This window comes from Streptomyces sp. WAC05374, from assembly GCF_004353505.1.
Lineage (GTDB): Bacteria > Actinomycetota > Actinomycetes > Streptomycetales > Streptomycetaceae > Streptomyces.
Map to the genome: position 1 here is coordinate 24,415 of NZ_SMNQ01000010.1, position 15,355 is coordinate 39,769.

At 72.7% G+C, this 15,355-nt stretch carries 16 protein-coding genes; 5 read left to right on the top strand and 11 right to left on the bottom strand.

Going from position 1 to position 15,355, the window contains the following annotated elements:
• Positions 1–22 precede the first annotated feature (22 nt).
• Together E2B92_RS19740 and E2B92_RS19745 are read left to right on the top strand one after the other, a co-directional pair.
• Positions 23–1,177 (top strand): adenosine deaminase, encoded by a 1,155-nt coding sequence (locus E2B92_RS19740; protein WP_126886554.1) that lies wholly within the window; start codon positions 23–25, stop codon positions 1,175–1,177.
• A 129-nt stretch (positions 1,178–1,306) separates the two neighbouring features.
• Positions 1,307–1,651, top strand: coding sequence for a hypothetical protein (locus E2B92_RS19745; RefSeq protein WP_126886556.1), 345 nt, complete (start codon positions 1,307–1,309; stop codon positions 1,649–1,651).
• A 75-nt stretch (positions 1,652–1,726) separates the two neighbouring features.
• Here E2B92_RS19745 and E2B92_RS19750 read toward each other — a convergent pair whose 3' ends face one another.
• The 5 genes from E2B92_RS19750 to afsQ1 form a co-directional block, all read right to left on the bottom strand.
• On the bottom strand, positions 1,727–1,927 hold the full coding sequence (locus E2B92_RS19750; RefSeq protein ID WP_126886558.1) for a PspC domain-containing protein: 201 nt from the start codon (positions 1,925–1,927) through the stop codon (positions 1,727–1,729).
• Positions 1,928–2,004: 77 nt separating this feature from the next.
• A complete protein-coding gene (locus E2B92_RS19755) occupies positions 2,005–2,610 on the bottom strand; it encodes a VanZ family protein (RefSeq protein ID WP_133087622.1) in 606 nt (201 codons plus the stop codon).
• Between the two features lie 52 nt (positions 2,611–2,662).
• Entirely contained in the window at positions 2,663–3,277 is a 615-nt protein-coding gene (locus E2B92_RS19760; protein ID WP_126888723.1) for a hypothetical protein, read from the bottom strand.
• Complete coding sequence (locus E2B92_RS19765) at positions 3,264–4,769, bottom strand: sensor histidine kinase (RefSeq protein WP_235023891.1); 1,506 nt, start codon at positions 4,767–4,769, stop codon at positions 3,264–3,266. The genes E2B92_RS19760 and E2B92_RS19765 overlap by 14 nt, the downstream gene beginning before the upstream one ends.
• On the bottom strand, positions 4,766–5,443 hold the full coding sequence (gene afsQ1, locus E2B92_RS19770; protein ID WP_179166385.1) for a two-component system response regulator AfsQ1: 678 nt from the start codon (positions 5,441–5,443) through the stop codon (positions 4,766–4,768). The genes E2B92_RS19765 and afsQ1 overlap by 4 nt, the downstream gene beginning before the upstream one ends.
• A gap of 149 nt (positions 5,444–5,592) precedes the next feature.
• Here afsQ1 and E2B92_RS19775 point away from each other — a divergent pair, with 149 nt between their 5' ends.
• Complete coding sequence (locus E2B92_RS19775; protein WP_126888725.1) at positions 5,593–6,315, top strand: SigE family RNA polymerase sigma factor; 723 nt, start codon at positions 5,593–5,595, stop codon at positions 6,313–6,315.
• A 163-nt stretch (positions 6,316–6,478) separates the two neighbouring features.
• Here E2B92_RS19775 and E2B92_RS19780 read toward each other — a convergent pair whose 3' ends face one another.
• Positions 6,479–7,204 carry a uridine kinase family protein gene (locus tag E2B92_RS19780; protein ID WP_126888726.1) on the bottom strand — a complete coding sequence of 242 codons (726 nt, stop codon included), beginning with the start codon at positions 7,202–7,204 and terminating at the stop codon, positions 6,479–6,481.
• 54 nt (positions 7,205–7,258) lie between these two features.
• Between E2B92_RS19780 and E2B92_RS19785 the strand changes: the two genes are divergently transcribed.
• Positions 7,259–7,621 carry a hypothetical protein gene (locus E2B92_RS19785; protein ID WP_126888727.1) on the top strand — a complete coding sequence of 121 codons (363 nt, stop codon included), beginning with the start codon at positions 7,259–7,261 and terminating at the stop codon, positions 7,619–7,621.
• A 107-nt stretch (positions 7,622–7,728) separates the two neighbouring features.
• Here the strand turns inward: E2B92_RS19785 and E2B92_RS19790 are convergent, their stop codons facing one another.
• The 3 genes from E2B92_RS19790 to deoC are packed head-to-tail and all read right to left on the bottom strand — an operon-like array spanning position 7,729 to position 10,998.
• The gene (locus E2B92_RS19790) at positions 7,729–8,622 is read right to left on the bottom strand and encodes an aldehyde dehydrogenase family protein (RefSeq protein WP_126888728.1); all 894 of its coding nucleotides are present in this window, start codon (positions 8,620–8,622) and stop codon (positions 7,729–7,731) included.
• On the bottom strand, positions 8,615–10,048 hold the full coding sequence (locus E2B92_RS19795; RefSeq protein WP_126888729.1) for an aldehyde dehydrogenase family protein: 1,434 nt from the start codon (positions 10,046–10,048) through the stop codon (positions 8,615–8,617). The genes E2B92_RS19790 and E2B92_RS19795 overlap by 8 nt, the downstream gene beginning before the upstream one ends.
• Before the next feature lie 5 nt (positions 10,049–10,053).
• Positions 10,054–10,998: a deoxyribose-phosphate aldolase gene (deoC, locus tag E2B92_RS19800; protein ID WP_126888730.1), complete on the bottom strand. Its 945-nt coding sequence runs from the start codon at positions 10,996–10,998 to the stop codon at positions 10,054–10,056.
• Between the two features lie 495 nt (positions 10,999–11,493).
• On the opposite strand from deoC, the gene E2B92_RS19805 reads away from it, so the two are divergent.
• Complete coding sequence (locus tag E2B92_RS19805; RefSeq protein ID WP_126888731.1) at positions 11,494–12,078, top strand: PH domain-containing protein; 585 nt, start codon at positions 11,494–11,496, stop codon at positions 12,076–12,078.
• A 3-nt stretch (positions 12,079–12,081) separates the two neighbouring features.
• On the opposite strand, the gene E2B92_RS19810 is transcribed toward E2B92_RS19805, so the two are convergent.
• The gene (locus E2B92_RS19810) at positions 12,082–13,272 is read right to left on the bottom strand and encodes a hypothetical protein (RefSeq protein WP_133087623.1); all 1,191 of its coding nucleotides are present in this window, start codon (positions 13,270–13,272) and stop codon (positions 12,082–12,084) included.
• 122 nt (positions 13,273–13,394) lie between these two features.
• The gene (locus E2B92_RS19815) at positions 13,395–15,035 is read right to left on the bottom strand and encodes a phospho-sugar mutase (protein WP_126889523.1); all 1,641 of its coding nucleotides are present in this window, start codon (positions 15,033–15,035) and stop codon (positions 13,395–13,397) included.
• Between the last annotated feature and the right edge of the window lie 320 nt (positions 15,036–15,355).

The window sequence follows — 15,355 nt, forward strand, 5'->3', positions numbered from 1 at the left end:
GCGTAGGGGCTAGAGTTCGAAAATGACGAGCCAGACACCCGACATCCCGACCGCGGACCAGATCCGCCGCGCCCCCAAGGTGCTGCTCCACGACCACCTCGACGGCGGTCTGCGCCCGGGCACCATCCTCGATCTCGCCGAAGCCTCCGGATACACCGCGCTGCCCGAGCACGAGCCGGACAAGCTCGGCATCTGGTTCCGCGAGGCCGCCGACTCCGGCTCGCTGGAGCGCTACCTGGAGACCTTCGCGCACACCTGCGCCGTCATGCAGACCCGCGAGGCCCTCGTCCGCGTCGCCGCCGAGTGCGCCGAGGACCTGGCCGAGGACGGCGTCGTGTACGCGGAGGTGCGCTACGCCCCGGAACAGCACCTGGAGAAGGGCCTCACCCTCGAAGAGGTCGTCGAGGCCGTCAACGAGGGCTTCCGGCTGGGCGAGCGCCGCGCCCGCGACAACGGCCACCGCATCCGGGTGGGCGCCCTGCTCACCGCCATGCGGCACGCCGCCCGCGCGCTGGAGATCGCCGAACTCGCCAACCGCTACCGCGACAACGGCGTCGTCGGCTTCGACATCGCGGGCGCGGAGGCCGGTTACCCGCCCACCCGCCACCTCGACGCCTTCGAGTACCTGAAGCGGGAGAACAACCACTTCACCATCCACGCCGGTGAGGCGTTCGGCCTGCCGTCCATCTGGCAGGCCCTCCAGTGGTGCGGCGCCGACCGCCTCGGCCACGGGGTGCGCATCATCGACGACATCCAGGTCGCCGAGGACGGCACCGTCGCGCTCGGCCGCCTCGCCGCGTACGTGCGCGACAAGCGCATCCCGCTGGAGCTGTGCCCGACCTCCAACCTCCAGACCGGTGCCGCCGACTCGTACGCCGAGCACCCCATCGGGCTGCTGCGCCGCCTGCACTTCCGGGCCACGGTCAACACCGACAACCGGCTGATGTCGGGCACCAGCATGAGCCGTGAATTCGAGCTGCTGACCGAGACGTTCGGCTACACGCTCGACGACATGCAGTGGTTCACCGTCAATGCGATGAAATCAGCATTCATTCCTTTCGACGAACGGCTGGCGATGATCAATGACGTGATCAAGCCCGGGTACGCCGAGTTGAAGTCCGAATGGCTGTTCCGGCAGACCGCCGCGACCAGCGATTCCTCGCCGAAGACGCCCTGACGCCACCGGCCCGCGAACGGCCGGGAATTCCATGACCTGGCCGTTTCGGGTGTTTGCGGGGGTCACGGAACGATGACTAAGTTGCAGAGCCGCTCATCTTTCCCCGAGTTCCCCCAAGGACGAAATTCGATGAAGCAGTCTGCCGCCAAGACCCTCGGTGTCGCCGCTCTCGGCGCCGCGTTCGCCGCTGCCGCCGCCGGCACCGCATCCGCGGCCACCACGACGCCCACCAGCGCCGCGCTGGGCGCCGCCACCGCCACCGCGGTGCCGGTCCTCACCTCGGCCGTCGAGCAGGCTCCGAACAACGCCACCGAGCTGCTGGCCACCGGTCAGGAACTGACCGGCGCCGCCACCAAGAACGCCTCGCTCCAGGGCCTGCCCATCGACCCCGCCACCGCGACCGGCCTCCTCGGCGGCCTGCCCGTCGGCGGTGCCGTCCCCGGCCTCCCCGCCCTCCCCGGCCTCGGCGCCTGAGCCACCGCCCGGCGCGTACGCGAAGGGGGCGCCCACCGTGATGGTGGGCGCCCCCTTCCGTGTGCGCGGGCCGCGCTACCAGGCCGGCTTCGCGGCCTTCTCCGACGGCAGCAGCATCCACAGCGCCAGGTACAGCAGGAACTGCGGACCCGGCAGCAGGCACGAGGCCACGAAGATCACACGCATCGTCGTCGCGGAGGTGCCGAAGCGCCGTGCCAGCGCTGCGCACACTCCGCCGATCATCTTCCCGTCACGCGGGCGGACAAGTGCGGCCATGGTGGGCTCCTTCGCGATGAAGTCGTTGTGCTCCGTTGACTCCATCCTCGCCTCGAAGGCCCGGACAAAACGTCGGACTACGGGGCGATACCGACCCTGGGAATCCTCGGGGTCGCACCCTGAGAGACGTCGTCCCGCAAGGCCCCCACCCTCAAGGCACCCGCACCCCGGCCATGGCTCCCGCCCCCGGCGGACCCGCGCCCCCGGCCCCCGTCCGGCCCCTGCCGGCGCCGCAGCCGGCCCCGCCACGCCGGCACCACCGCCAGATGCGCCAGCGCCACGCCCGTGGTGTTCAGCAGCAGCGCGTCCACGTCCACGACCCGCCCCGGCACCGCCGTCTGCAACAGCTCGATACCCAGCGACACCAGCGCGCCCGCCAGGACCGTCCGGGCCAGCGACCCCCACGGGGAGACGGCCAGCCGGCCGCCCGCCATCGGCAGCAGCACACCCAGGGGCGCCAGCAGCAGCAGGCCCTCACCGATCCGTCGCGCGGCCTCCAGCGGGCCCATCGCCAGATCGGCCTTGATCCCGGCCAGTGGCTCCAGATTCGCCGCCGTCACCCACATGACGTCCCGGGGCCGGAGCGTCAGCCACGCCACCAGCACCAGATGAGCGATGAGGAGAATGAGCCCCGCCGAGCGGAGGCGGATGACGGCGCTGCCGTCCGAACCATGACGCTGCACGCCCCCCAAGACGCGCCGACCGGCGTGATCGGTTCCGCCTCGCCGCGCCCCGTCAGGACGCGGGCCGCGTCGGGGCCGCCGAGTCCGGGCGCTCCTTCAGCCCCGCCGGGCACGCGTAGCGCCGTACCGGGTAGGGGCCGGGGCCGCCCAGCAGCGACGTCCCGCCGTCGGCGGTCACCCCGTTCTCCGCGTACGTGCACACGATCTGCGACAGCGCCGCCGCCGGCAGGTCCTCCGGCTGGCGGCTGAGCCGCAGCGCCCCCTCCGGGTCGCCCTCACGTCCCGCCGACACGGCCAGCGGCGCCTGCACCGAGGTGGCGAAACCCGCCTCCCGCTCGCTCGCCGAAGGCTCGGCGAGGAGCTGGTTCAGCAGCGCCTGCGCCACCGCCGCCCGGGCGCCCCGCGGGTTCTTGTCGTCGGTCCGCGCGACCGTGCGCTCCACCGCCTCCAGCCCCGAGGCGCACTCCAGGTACACCCGCACCGGCACGCCCGTCACCCCGGCCTGGGACGCCATGTCGTCACCCGACACGCTGCACGGCAGCCGCGACGGCGCGGCGCCCGCGTCGACCGGCACCGACGTCGTACGGATACCGCAGCCGGAGGCGACGGCGGCGCACAGGGCGACCCCCACGAGCGCGACCGCGCCCCGCCGCTCACGCACCCTCATCACCGCCACCCTCCTGCTTCTCCTCCCGGCCGGGCCGGCCGTCCTCGCCCGTGGCCGACGCGTCCCGCGGCAGCCGCAGCACGAACACCGCCCCGTCACCGTCCGGCGAGTTGGCCGCCGTGATGTCACCGCCGTGGATCAGCGCGTTCTCCATCGCGATCGAGAGCCCGAGGCCACTGCCCTCGGACCGCGGCCGTGACGCGCTCGCCTTGTAGAACCGGTCGAAGACGTGCGGCAGCACCTCCTCGGGGATGCCCGGCCCGTGGTCCCGCACCTCGATGAACAGGTCGTCGTCCGCCGTGCGGACCGCGACCCGCACCGGCGAGCCGCCGTGCTTGAGCGCGTTGCCGATCAGGTTCGCCAGGATCACGTCGAGGCGGCGCGGATCGAGCCGTGCCATGAGCCCGCGCTCGGCGTCCAGTTCCACCGCGTCCAGCCAGGCACGCGCGTCGATGCACGCGGTGACCTGGTCGGCGACGTCCACGTCGTCCAGGACCAGCCGCGCCGTACCCGCGTCGAAGCGGGTGACCTCCATCAGGTTCTCGACCAGCGTGTTCAGCCGCCGCGTCTCACTGACCACCAGCGCCACGGCCGGGGCGATCATCGGGTCGAGCGCGTCCTCTTCCTCCTCCAGCACCTCCGTCACGGCGGTCAGCGCGGTCAGCGGCGTACGCAGCTCGTGCGACATGTCGGCCACGAAGCGGCGGCTCGACTCCTCCCGCGCGCTCATGTCCGCGACCTTCTTCTGGAGGCTCTCCGCCGCCCTGTTGAACGTCCGGGACAGCTCGGCCAGTTCGTCCGTGCCCGACACCCGCAGCCGGGTGTCGAGCTCGCCCTCGCCCAGCCGCCGCGCCGCCTCACCCAGCCGGTGCACCGGCTTCAGCACGGTCGTCGCCGCGGCCTGCGCCAGCAGCGCCGAACCGATCAGCGCCAGCGCCGTCGCGATCCCCAGCGACCACGCCAGCGAGTTCAGGTCCTGCCGCTCCGGCTCCAGCGACTTGAGCATGTAGCCGGTCGGCCCGCCCCCGATGATCCGCGTGCCGCCCACCAGGTACGGCGTGCCGTCCCGCGTCGTACGCTGCCAGAACAGGTGGTACGGGAACTCGTTGCCGTCCGCCACCTCCTGCCGCTCGTTCACCGCCAGCCGCAGCTCCTGCGGCACGTCGTCCAGCGTGAACCGGTCCGGGTCGGACACCCCCACGATCGGCTTGCCCTTGGCCCGCTCGCCCAGCAGCACCACGCCGTACCCGACCCCGCCGGACGACATCTCCTCCGCCGTCCGCCGCAGCTCCTCCTCCGTGGGCCGCAGCGGCAGCGTGGCGGCACGCCGCTGCATCTCCTGGCGGAAGTCGTTCAGCGCCGAGTCCTGCGTCCGCTGGAGCACCGCCTCGCGGTTGAGCCAGTACGCGATGCCGGACGCGGAGGCCGCGGCGGTGAGCGCGACGAGGGCGAAGACCACGACGAGGCGCAGCCGCAGACTTCCCCTTCTCACGCAGGCACGTCCAGCCGGTAGCCCACGCCGCGGACCGTGCGGATCAGCGTCGGGGACGACGGGACGTCCTCCACCTTCGCCCGCAGCCGCTGGACGCACGCGTCCACCAGACGCGAGTCGCCCAGGTAGTCGTGCTCCCACACCAGGCGCAGCAACTGCTGGCGCGACAGCGCCTGGCCCGGGCGGCGGGACAGCTCCAGCAGCAGCCGCAGCTCGGTCGGCGTGAGCTGGAGGTCCTCACCGTTCTTCGTCACGGTCATCGCCGACCGGTCGATCACCAGGGAGCCGAACGTCGCCGAGTCCGTCGACTCGCGCTCACCGCGCCGCAGCACCGCCCTGATCCGCGCGTCCAGCACCCGGCCCTGCACCGGCTTGACGACGTAGTCGTCCGCACCGGACTCCAGGCCGACGACCACGTCGATGTCGTCGCTGCGCGCGGTCAGCAGGATGATCGGCAACTGGTCCGTACGGCGGATGCGCCGGCACACCTCGAAACCGTCGATGCCGGGCAGCATCACATCCAGCACGATCAGATCCGGCCGCTGCTCGCGCAGCAGTTTCAGGCCGTCCTCACCCGTCGCCGCGGTGGCCACTTTGTGGCCCTGGCGGGAGAGCGAGAGTTCGAGGGCCGTGCGGATGGAATCGTCGTCCTCGATCAGCAACAGGAAAGGCACGGCGTCATTCTGTCCCATGGGGGCCGGACAGTTCGACCGGTGGGGGCTGTGACAGGTCTGTGACAGTCGGCGGACACCGCTATGAAGTCGCCCCGGCAAGCTCATTGCCACACGGACCGAAGCAGACTCCAACCGACGGGGGGCGCGAGATGAACGCACTGCACAGCACCACCTCAAGCGCAGTTGTCACGCGTCTCCACGACGTCACGCGGAGCTCGGAGAAGTCCGGCGCGGTGAACGGGCGGGGGTGCGTTCGCAGCGCCGGGCGTCAGCACAAGGCGCCCTACATGGTCGCCGTGACTGACGGGGCAACGGCGTACGGGGAGGAATCGGGGGAGCGGGGGAACCTCACGGAGGCGGAGTTCACCGCCTACGTGCGGGAGCGCCGCGCCTCCCTGTACGCCACCGCCTACCACCTCACCGGCGACCGGTTCGAGGCCGAGGACCTGCTCCAGAGCGCGCTGTTCTCGACGTACCGCGCCTGGGAGCGCATCAGCGACAAGGCGGCGGTCGGCGGCTACCTGCGCCGCACCATGACGAACCTGCACATCAGCGCCTGGCGGCGGCGGAAGATCGACGAGTACCCCACCGAGGAACTCCCCGAGTCCGCCGGCGACACGGACGCGATGCGCGGCACGGAACTGCGGGCGGTGCTGTGGCAGGCGCTCGCCCGGCTGCCCGAACTCCAGCGCACGATGCTCGTCCTGCGCTACTACGAGGGCCGCACCGACCCGGAGATCGCGGAGATCCTGGACATCAGTGTCGGCACGGTGAAGTCGAGCATCTGGCGCTCCCTGCGCCGGCTGCGCGAGGACGAGGTCCTCAGCTTCGGCCGTGACGAAGAGGAGTCCTTCGGCCAGCTCGTGGCCTGAAGGCAGGGGGAAACGGCCGCGGTCTCGGGGGAGACGGCGGCCGGCGACCGGGGGGACAAGGGGGAAGAGGGGGGCAACGGGGGTAACGGGGGTAACGGGGGACCGGCGCGGGGCCGGACAAGACGGGGGGGCTTGTCCGGCCCCGCGTGCTGTCCGGGGGGCGTTACGCCGGTTCCGGCGCCCTGGCCGGGGCGGGCGCGGCCGCCGGGGCGCGGTGGCGGCCGGCCGCGGCGGCGGCGAGGCGGCCCAGGGCCTCGGCCTTGTTGCAGGGGTGGGCGCCCAGGGCGGCCTGGCGGGAGACGATGGAGCGTTCGGCGCGCATCAGGCGCCAGCCCCGGCGCAGCAGGACCGGCACGGACTTGCGGCCCTCGCGCAGGTCCCGCACCAGCCGGCGGCGGAACGTGGTGGACGGCCGGCCGCGCAGGCACAGGGCGTCCGCCAGCACGTCCAGCTCCTGGCACCGGGCCACGATGTCGGCCGCGAAGATGCCCTCGGCGACGAACAGCGGGGTGCGCTCGATGTCGAGCACCTCCCGGTCCACGCGCGAGCTGGTGGCGATGTCGTACACGGGAACCGTCGTGCGCCCGGTGGCGCACAGCTCCACGATGGCGGCCACGGCCGCCTCCGCGTCCCAGGACAGCGGGGAGTCCCAGTCGACGTCCGTGCTGCCGGGGACGAGCGGCAGCGTCGGGTCGTGCCCCTCCTTGTAGAAGTCGTCGAGGCGCAGCACGGGAAGACCGGTGCGGGCCGCGAGGGAGGACTTGCCGGAGCCGGAGGGACCCGTGAGCAGCACGACACGGGTCGGGATCGGTTGGGAACTCACGGGACACCAGTCTGAACCATTGACCCGGTAGGGGGACCCCGTCAGGAGCCCGTTGGTATCGAGCATCACATCTCAAATACGGTGCGTACCCGACTCGTTACGCCAACCGCAGGAGCTTCCATGACTCGTCACACCTTGCTGAAGGCCGGCCTGACCGTGACCGCGCTCGGTGCCGCGCTCGGTGTCCCGGGGGGCGCGGCGCACGCGGTGGTGCAGCCGCCCCAGCTTCCGCAACTGCCGAAGACGGACCCCCAGGCCGCCCTCGGCGCGACGATGGGCGCCGTCCCGCACGTGACCGGCGTCGCCAAGAACCTGAAGGTCAACCCGCTCGCGCAGACGGGTGTGGACCCGCTCAACAACGGCCTCGGCACGCAGGTCAGCGACTTCCGGCCGGTCGACACGACGATGCTGACCGGTTCGGTGACCAGCGCCCCGAACCTGCCGGTCGCGGGGCCCCTGCTGGGTGGGGTCATCCCCGGCTGAGGCGCGGAGAGGAACGGCTCCGCCTCCCCCGGACGGAGGGGAGACGGAGCCGTTCGGTCCCGTGGGGTCGGTACCGGTCGGTACGGGTCAGTACGCGTCCGTACGTGTCAGTACGAGGACCCCGAGGCGCCCAGGGAGCCCGTCGGGTGCCAGACCGTCTTGGTCTCCAGGAACGCGGTCATGCGGTGCGTGCCCGGGGTGGCGGTGAAGTCCTCACCGTCCACAGCCTGTGGACGCAGGACGCGCTTGAGGTTGTCCGCGGCGGCCACCTCCAGCTCGCGGGCCAGCTCGGCGTCCGCGCCGGTCAGGTCGATGGCGTTGACGTCCTGGTGCGCGGCGAGCGGGGCGGCGATCTCGGCCGCCTTGCCCGACAGGACGTTGACCACTCCGCCCGGCAGGTCCGAGGTGGCCAGCACCTCGCCCAGGGACAGGGCGGGCAGCGGGGCCTTCTCGGAGGCGACGACCACCGCCGTGTTGCCGGTGGCGATCACCGGGGCGACGACGGAGACCAGGCCCAGGAAGGACGACTCGCGCGGGGCGACGATCGCGACGACGCCCGTCGGCTCCGGCGTGGACAGGTTGAAGAACGGGCCCGCGACCGGGTTCGCGCCGCCCACCACCTGGCCGATCTTGTCCGTCCAGCCCGCGTACCAGACCCAGCGGTCGACGGCCGCCTCGACGACCTCGGCCGCCTTGGACTTGGACAGGCCCTCGGCGTGCGCCACCTCGTGCACGAACTGGCTCTTGCGGCCCTCGAGCATCTCCGCGACGCGGTAGAGGATCTGGCCCCGGTTGTACGCCGTCGCGCCCGACCAGCCGCCGAACGCCTTGCGGGCGGCGACGACCGCGTCACGCGCGTCCTTGCGGGAGGAGAGCGGCGCGTTGGCCAGCCACTTGCCCTTGTGGTCCTGCACTTCGTACACCCGGCCGCTCTCGCTGCGGGGGAACTTGCCCCCGACGTACAGCTTGTAGGTCTTGAAGACAGACAGTCGCTCAGACATCGAGGTACGCCTCCAGGCCGTGGCGGCCGCCCTCGCGGCCGAAGCCCGACTCCTTGTAGCCGCCGAACGGCGAGGTCGGGTCGAACTTGTTGAACGTGTTGGCCCAGACGACGCCCGCGCGGAGCTTGTTCGCCACCGCGAGGATGCGGGAGCCCTTCTCCGTCCAGATGCCGGCGGACAGGCCGTACTGGCTGTTGTTGGCCTTGGCGACGGCCTCGTCGGGCGTACGGAACGTCAGCACCGACAGGACCGGGCCGAAGATCTCGTCGCGGGCGATGGTGTGCGCCTGGGTGACGCCCGTGAAGAGCGTCGGGGCGAACCAGAAGCCGGAGGCGGGGATCTCGCAGGCGGGGGACCAGCGCTCGGCGCCCTCCGCCTCGCCCGTCTCGGCCAGCGCCGTGATGCGGGCGAGCTGCTCGGCGGAGTTGATCGCGCCGATGTCGGTGTTCTTGTCCAGCGGGTCGCCCAGGCGCAGGGTCGACAGGCGGCGCTTGAGGGCGTCCAGCAGCTCGTCCTGGACCGACTCCTGGACCAGCAGGCGGGAGCCGGCGCAGCAGACCTGGCCCTGGTTGAAGAAGATGCCGGTGACGATGCCCTCGACGGCCTGGTCGATGGGGGCGTCGTCGAAGACGATGTTGGCGCCCTTGCCGCCCAGCTCCAGGGTGAGCTTCTTCCTCGTGCCCGCGACCTGGCGGGCGATGGCCTTGCCGACCGCCGTGGAGCCGGTGAAGGCGATCTTGTTGACGTCCGGGTGCTCGACGAGCGCGGCGCCGGTGTCCCCGTAGCCCGGGAGGATGTTCACGACACCCTTCGGCAGGCCCGCCTGGCGGCAGATGTCCGCGAAGAACAGGGCGGACAGCGGGGTCGTCTCGGCCGGCTTGAGGACGACCGTGTTGCCGGTGGCGAGCGCCGGGGCGATCTTCCACGCGAGCATCAGCAGCGGGAAGTTCCACGGGATGACCTGACCGGCCACACCGAGCGGGCGCGGGTTCGCGCCGAAGCCCGCGTGGTCGAGCTTGTCGGCCCAGCCCGCGTAGTAGAAGAAGTGCGCGGCGACCAGCGGGAGGTCCGCGTCGCGGGTCTCCCTGATCGGCTTGCCGTTGTCCAGCGTCTCCAGGACGGCCAGCTCGCGGCTGCGCTCCTGGATGATCCGGGCGATCCGGAAGAGGTACTTGGCGCGCTCGGAGCCGGGCAGCGCCGACCACTTCTCGAACGCCTTCCGGGCGGCCTTCACGGCCCGGTCCACGTCCTCGGCCCCGGCCTGGGCGACCTCGGAGAGGACCTCCTCGGAGGCGGGGGAGATGGTCTTGAAGACCCTGCCGTCCGCGGCGTCGGTGAACTCGCCGTCGATGAACAGGCCGTAGGACGGCGCGATGTCGACGACCGAGCGGGACTCGGGGGCGGGTGCGTACTCGAACTTGGTCATGGTGATCAGTCCACCGTCACGTAGTCGGGACCGGAGTAACGTCCGGTGGCCAGCTTCTGACGCTGCATGAGCAGGTCGTTGAGCAGGCTCGACGCGCCGAACCGGAACCAGTGGTTGTCCAGCCAGTCCTCGCCGACGGTCTCGTTGACCAGGACCAGGAACTTGAGGGCGTCCTTGGTGGTCCGGATGCCGCCCGCGGGCTTCACCCCGATCTGTACCCCGGTCTGGGCGCGGAAGTCGCGCACCGCCTCCAGCATGAGCAGCGTGTTCGCGGGGGTGGCGTTGACGCCGACCTTGCCGGTCGAGGTCTTGATGAAGTCCGCACCCGCGATCATGCCGAGCCAGGAGGCCCGGCGGATGTTGTCGTACGTGGAGAGCTCGCCGGTCTCGAAGATGACCTTCAGGCGGGCCTCGCCCGAGGCCTCCTTCACGGCGCGGATCTCCTCGTACACCTTCAGGTAGTCGCCCGCGAGGAACGCCCCGCGGTCGATCACCATGTCGATCTCGTCCGCCCCGGCGGCGACCGCGTCACGGGTGTCCGCGAGCTTGACGTCGAGGGCGGCGCGGCCGGCCGGGAAGGCGGTCGCGACGGAGGCGACCTTCACGTCGGTCCCCGCCAGGCCGGCCTTGGCGGTGGCCACCATGTCGGGGTAGACGCAGACCGCGGCCGTACGGGGGGTCGTGCGGTCGGTCGGGTCGGGGTTGACGGCCTTGGCGGCGAGCGCCCGGACCTTGCCCGGGGTGTCCGCGCCTTCGAGCGTCGTCAGGTCGATCATCGAGATGGCCAGGTCGATGGCGTACGCCTTGGCCGTGGTCTTGATCGAGCGGGTGCCGAGAGACGCGGCGCGCGCTTCCAGGCCGACGGCGTCGACGCCGGGCAGCCCGTGCAGGAAACGGCGCAGTGTGCTGTCGGACGCGGTCACGTCAGCGAATGCGGATACAGAGGGCATGGTCACCACTCGAGCATATCTACGCGCGTAGCGGCCTGTACAGCCCCGGAGCGAGGGGTTGTGGAAAACCCCTGGTGACCCGGGGGCGGTGACCTCTGTCACGTGCCTGTGACATGGAACGGACGCCTCCCCGATACAAGATCCATAACTTTGTTCACGCGGCACCCGCCGAGGCTCACCGGCCACGTCCGAACGAGCAGGCGGCGTGCGGCTCTCCCTTCTCACCTCCACTGTCCTCCCTTTCCTTCAACCGTCATGCGTGACCTGATCCCTTGACCCGAGCAGGCCACTTCCCTCCCCCCGGGCGGGCCGCCGCACACACCCCTTGCGGCGGCCCGCCACCGCCCCGCCCCCATGCCGCGCTCCGTGCCGGTCCGCGTGAAGGTCCCCGCCGAGGGGCCCGCGACGCGCGAGGACGGCACCGGGCCGGACGGCACCGCCCGGTACGCCGGTCTGGTCGGGTGGGCCCGAGGACCGTGAGGCAGAATCGGCCGCATGACGACCCCCCAGCAGCCCGAGTACGCCGACCGGTCCTACCGCTCGCCCCAGGGGATCGTGGGCGGTCTCCTGCTGCTCGGCTTCGCCGCCTGGATCGGTGGCGACGCCCTCGCCACCGGCGACGGCCGGGTGCCCTGGATCGCCGCCGCGGCGCTGCTGCTGGTGGTGCCGCTGATCGTCGCGTTCACCTTCCGGCCCGTGGTGTACGCGGGCGCCGACCGCCTGCGGGTGCGCAACCCGTTCCGGACCGTCGACCTGCCGTGGGCGGCGGTCGCGGACGTGCGCGCCGGGTACTCCAGCGAGGTCATCACCCAGGACGGCACCATCTACCAGCTCTGGTCGGTGCCCGTGTCGCTGCGCGAACGCAAGAAGGCCGCGCGCCGCCGGGACCGGGCGGGCGACGACACCCAGGAGGTCCGGGCGGCCGGGGCCGACCGGACCATCGCCGAGCTGCGCGAACTGGCCGAGCGCGGCGCGTCGCGGCCCACCGCGCAGGGCGCCCCCCGCGTCCGCTGGGCCTACGAGGTCATCGCCCCCGCGCTCGCGGGGCTGGTCCTGCTCGTGGTGCTCCTGGTCGTCTGAGACTCACGGCGGGCCCGGCCACACCAGCAGCATGTAGGCGCCCAGCCACGCCGACGACAGCGCCGCCGCGCCCAGCACCAGGGCCGCCACCGGCAGCCGCGCCCGGCCCACGGCCACCGCGAGCGGCAGCAGCAGCGGGAAGGCGGGCAGCAGGAAGCGGGCGCGCGGGAAGTACACCCCGCCACTGCCCAGCACCACCAGCAGCAGCACCCCGCTGAACACCAGCAGCGGCAGCGGCTGCCGGTCGGCCAGGCACAGCGCGTACAGCGCCACCGACGTCACCAGCACCACCGACACGGCCACCAGGAAGAGCTGGGGCGTCCGGTCGTACGCCAGCAGCTCGCGCAGCCAGCGCAACGTGCCCGCGCCGCCGTCCCAGGTGTTGCGCCACAGCCGCTGCACGGCGAAGTAACCGTCCCAGCGGCCCACCCGGGCGCCCACCCACCCCACGTACCCCAGCCAGCCCAGCGGGGCGGTGAGCGCGGCGGCGAACGGGCGCCACGCGCGCGTGCGGGCGGCCACCGCCAGCCCGGCCACCGCCACCGCGGCGGCCACGGCGATCCCGGTCGGGCGCGTCAGCCCGGCGAGCACCGCGAGGGACGCGGCCGTGCACCAGTGGCCGGTCAGCACGGCGTACAGCGCCCACGCGGCCAGCGCCGTGAACAGCGACTCGGTGTAGCCCATCCACTGCACGATCCCCACCGGCAGCGCGCCCCACAGGACGGTCAGCACCGTGCCGGCGCGCCGCCCGCACAGTCGGGCGCCCACCGCGAAGACCCCCCACGCGGCGGCCAGCGAGAAGGCCACCGCCAGGACCAGCGCCACCGAGGCGCGTGAGCCGGGCGTGACGCCCGCGACCGCCTTGACCAGCGCCGGGTACAGCGGGAAGAACGCCAGGTTGTTGGAGTCCATCGCCGTGCCGAGGGTGTCCTGGTAACCGCGGTCGGCGATGCGCAGGTACCAGCGCGAGTCCCACGAGGTGGCCAGCACCGGCCAGACGCCGTGACCCTTGAGGTGCGCCCAGCGCGCCAGCACCAGCAGCCCGAACAGCCGCACCGCCAGGTACCCGAGCAGCGCGGGCGCCGCGGACCGCAGCGCACGGGCGGTCCGCTCCCGCGGGCCCGCGCCCGCCGGGGACGGCGGCCGGCGTGACGCGGGGACGGTCGGGCGCGGGGTGATCACCGACGGCGGCACGGTGGCGCTCCAGGGGCTCGGCTGCGGTACCGGGGGTCACCCTGCTCGGTGACCCCCGGTCCGTACCGGAGCCGTGCGGCACCTGCCGTACGGGATTCACCCGTACGGCAGGTGCCGGTGGGTCAGATGCCCGCCGCCGCGGCCAGGTCGCGCTTGATCGCGGCCAGGATCTCGTCGCCCTTCGCCCGGGCGTCGGCCAGATCGTCGGCGTGGGCGACCGGGACGACGACCTCCAGGTAGCACTTCAGCTTGGGCTCGGTGCCGCTGGGACGGACGATGACGCGGGCCTTGAAGGCCCCGTCCAGGTAGTAGCGCAGCCCGTCCGTGGGCGGCAGCGTGTCGGTGCCCTTCGTCAGGTCCTCGGCGGACGTCACGGCCAGCCCCGCGAGGGCCGCGGGCGGCTGCTCGCGCAGGCGGCGCATGGCGTTCGCGATGACGCTCAGGTCCTCCACACGGACGGAGAGCTGGTCCGTGGCGTGCAGCCCGTGCGTGAGGGCGAGGTCGTCCAGCAGGTCGGAGAGGGTGCGGCCCTGCTCCTTCAGCTCCGAGGCCAGCTCGGCGACGAGCAGCGCCGCCGTGATGCCGTCCTTGTCGCGTACGCCGCCGGGGTCGACGCAGTAGCCGAGCGCCTCCTCGTAGCCGTACGCGATGCCCTCCACGCGCGCGATCCACTTGAAGCCGGTCAGCGTCTCCTCGTACGGCAGGCCGGCGGCCTCGGCGATCCGGCCCAGCAGGCTGGAGGAGACGATCGACTCGGCGAAGGTGCCGGTGGCGCCCTTGTGGACCAGGTGGGCGCCGAGCAGCGCGCCGACCTCGTCGCCGCGCAGCATCCGCCAGTCGTCCCGGTGCGGGACGGCGACGGCGCACCGGTCGGCGTCCGGGTCGTTGGCGATGACGATGTCGGGCCGGACCTCGCGCGCCGTGGCGAAGGCCAGGTCCATCGCGCCCGGCTCCTCCGGGTTGGGGAACGCCACGGTCGGGAAGGACGGGTCCGGTTCGGCCTGCTCCGCGACGAGCGTGGGCGCCGGGAAGCCGGCCCGCTCCCAGGCCGCGAGGACGACGTCCTTGCCGACGCCGTGCATGGCCGTGTAGACGACGTTCGCGGTGCGGGGGGACCCGGCGGTCAGCACGGCGTCCGTACGCGCCAGGTAGGCCTCCAGGACCTCGTCCCCGAGCGTCTCCCAGCCGTCCTCGGCGCGCGGCACGTCGTTCAGGCTCCGGATCGCGGCGATCTCGGCGGCGATCCCGGTGTCGGCGGGCGGCACGATCTGCGAGCCGTCGCCCAGGTAGACCTTGTAGCCGTTGTCGCGCGGCGGGTTGTGGCTGGCGGTCACCTCGACACCGGCGACCGCGCCCAGGTGCCTTATGGCGTACGCGAGGACGGGCGTGGGCAGCGGACGCGGCAGGACGGCCGCCCGCAGCCCGGCGCCGACCATGACGGCGGCGGTGTCCCGCGCGAAGTCGGCCGACTTGTAACGGGCGTCGAAGCCGATGACGACGAGGCCGCCGCTGTGGCCCTCGGCCTTGAGGTACGCGGCGAGTCCGGCGGCGGCCCGGATGACCACCGCGCGGTTCATCCGCATGGGCCCGGCGCCCAGCTCGCCGCGCAGTCCGGCCGTGCCGAACTGGAGCGTGCCGCCGAACCGGGCGGCCAGCTCGTCGAGGTCGCCCGCCTCGATGAGCTTGGCCAGCTCGTCGCGGGTCTCGGGGTCCGGGTCCTCGGCGAGCCACGCCTCCGCCTGCGCGATGAGGTTCTGCTGCACGGTGTCTGCCTCTCTGGTGTCGTACGACTGATTGCGCTTACCGGTACCCCGGCGGGGTGTCTCCGTCCCGGGTGGCCCCGTGCCGGGTGCGGCGTGTCGGCCGGCCCGCGTCCGGCGTCCGGCCCAGTTGGGCCCGTGCCCCTGCCCCCACCACCCGCAGTCGGCGTCCGGCCCGGCGTGGGGCCGTGCGGGGTCGCCCCCGCAGAGGTTGGCGGCCACAGGCGGGCTCCCTCTCCGGTGCCCGGGGCCGCCGGCCTCGAGGAGGTGAGCCCGGAGGGGCACCGCCCCCACCCACCGGGCGTGCCCGCCGGAACGGCACC

Bases quoted from the DNA above. Each gene is read 5' to 3' on its own strand.
- E2B92_RS19760 (WP_126888723.1), bottom strand. From the start codon at position 3,277: ATGAGGGTGCGTGAGCGGCGGGGCGCGGTCGCGCTCGTGGGGGTCGCC.
- E2B92_RS19750 (WP_126886558.1), bottom strand. From the start codon at position 1,927: ATGGCCGCACTTGTCCGCCCGCGTGACGGGAAGATGATCGGCGGAGTG.
- E2B92_RS19795 (WP_126888729.1), bottom strand. From the start codon at position 10,048: ATGACCAAGTTCGAGTACGCACCCGCCCCCGAGTCCCGCTCGGTCGTC.
- E2B92_RS19805 (WP_126888731.1), top strand. From the start codon at position 11,494: ATGACGACCCCCCAGCAGCCCGAGTACGCCGACCGGTCCTACCGCTCG.
- deoC (WP_126888730.1), bottom strand. From the start codon at position 10,998: ATGCCCTCTGTATCCGCATTCGCTGACGTGACCGCGTCCGACAGCACA.
- E2B92_RS19740 (WP_126886554.1), top strand. From the start codon at position 23: ATGACGAGCCAGACACCCGACATCCCGACCGCGGACCAGATCCGCCGC.
- E2B92_RS19785 (WP_126888727.1), top strand. From the start codon at position 7,259: ATGACTCGTCACACCTTGCTGAAGGCCGGCCTGACCGTGACCGCGCTC.
- E2B92_RS19780 (WP_126888726.1), bottom strand. From the start codon at position 7,204: ATGCTCGATACCAACGGGCTCCTGACGGGGTCCCCCTACCGGGTCAAT.
- E2B92_RS19775 (WP_126888725.1), top strand. From the start codon at position 5,593: ATGAACGCACTGCACAGCACCACCTCAAGCGCAGTTGTCACGCGTCTC.
- E2B92_RS19745 (WP_126886556.1), top strand. From the start codon at position 1,307: ATGAAGCAGTCTGCCGCCAAGACCCTCGGTGTCGCCGCTCTCGGCGCC.
- E2B92_RS19790 (WP_126888728.1), bottom strand. From the start codon at position 8,622: ATGTCTGAGCGACTGTCTGTCTTCAAGACCTACAAGCTGTACGTCGGG.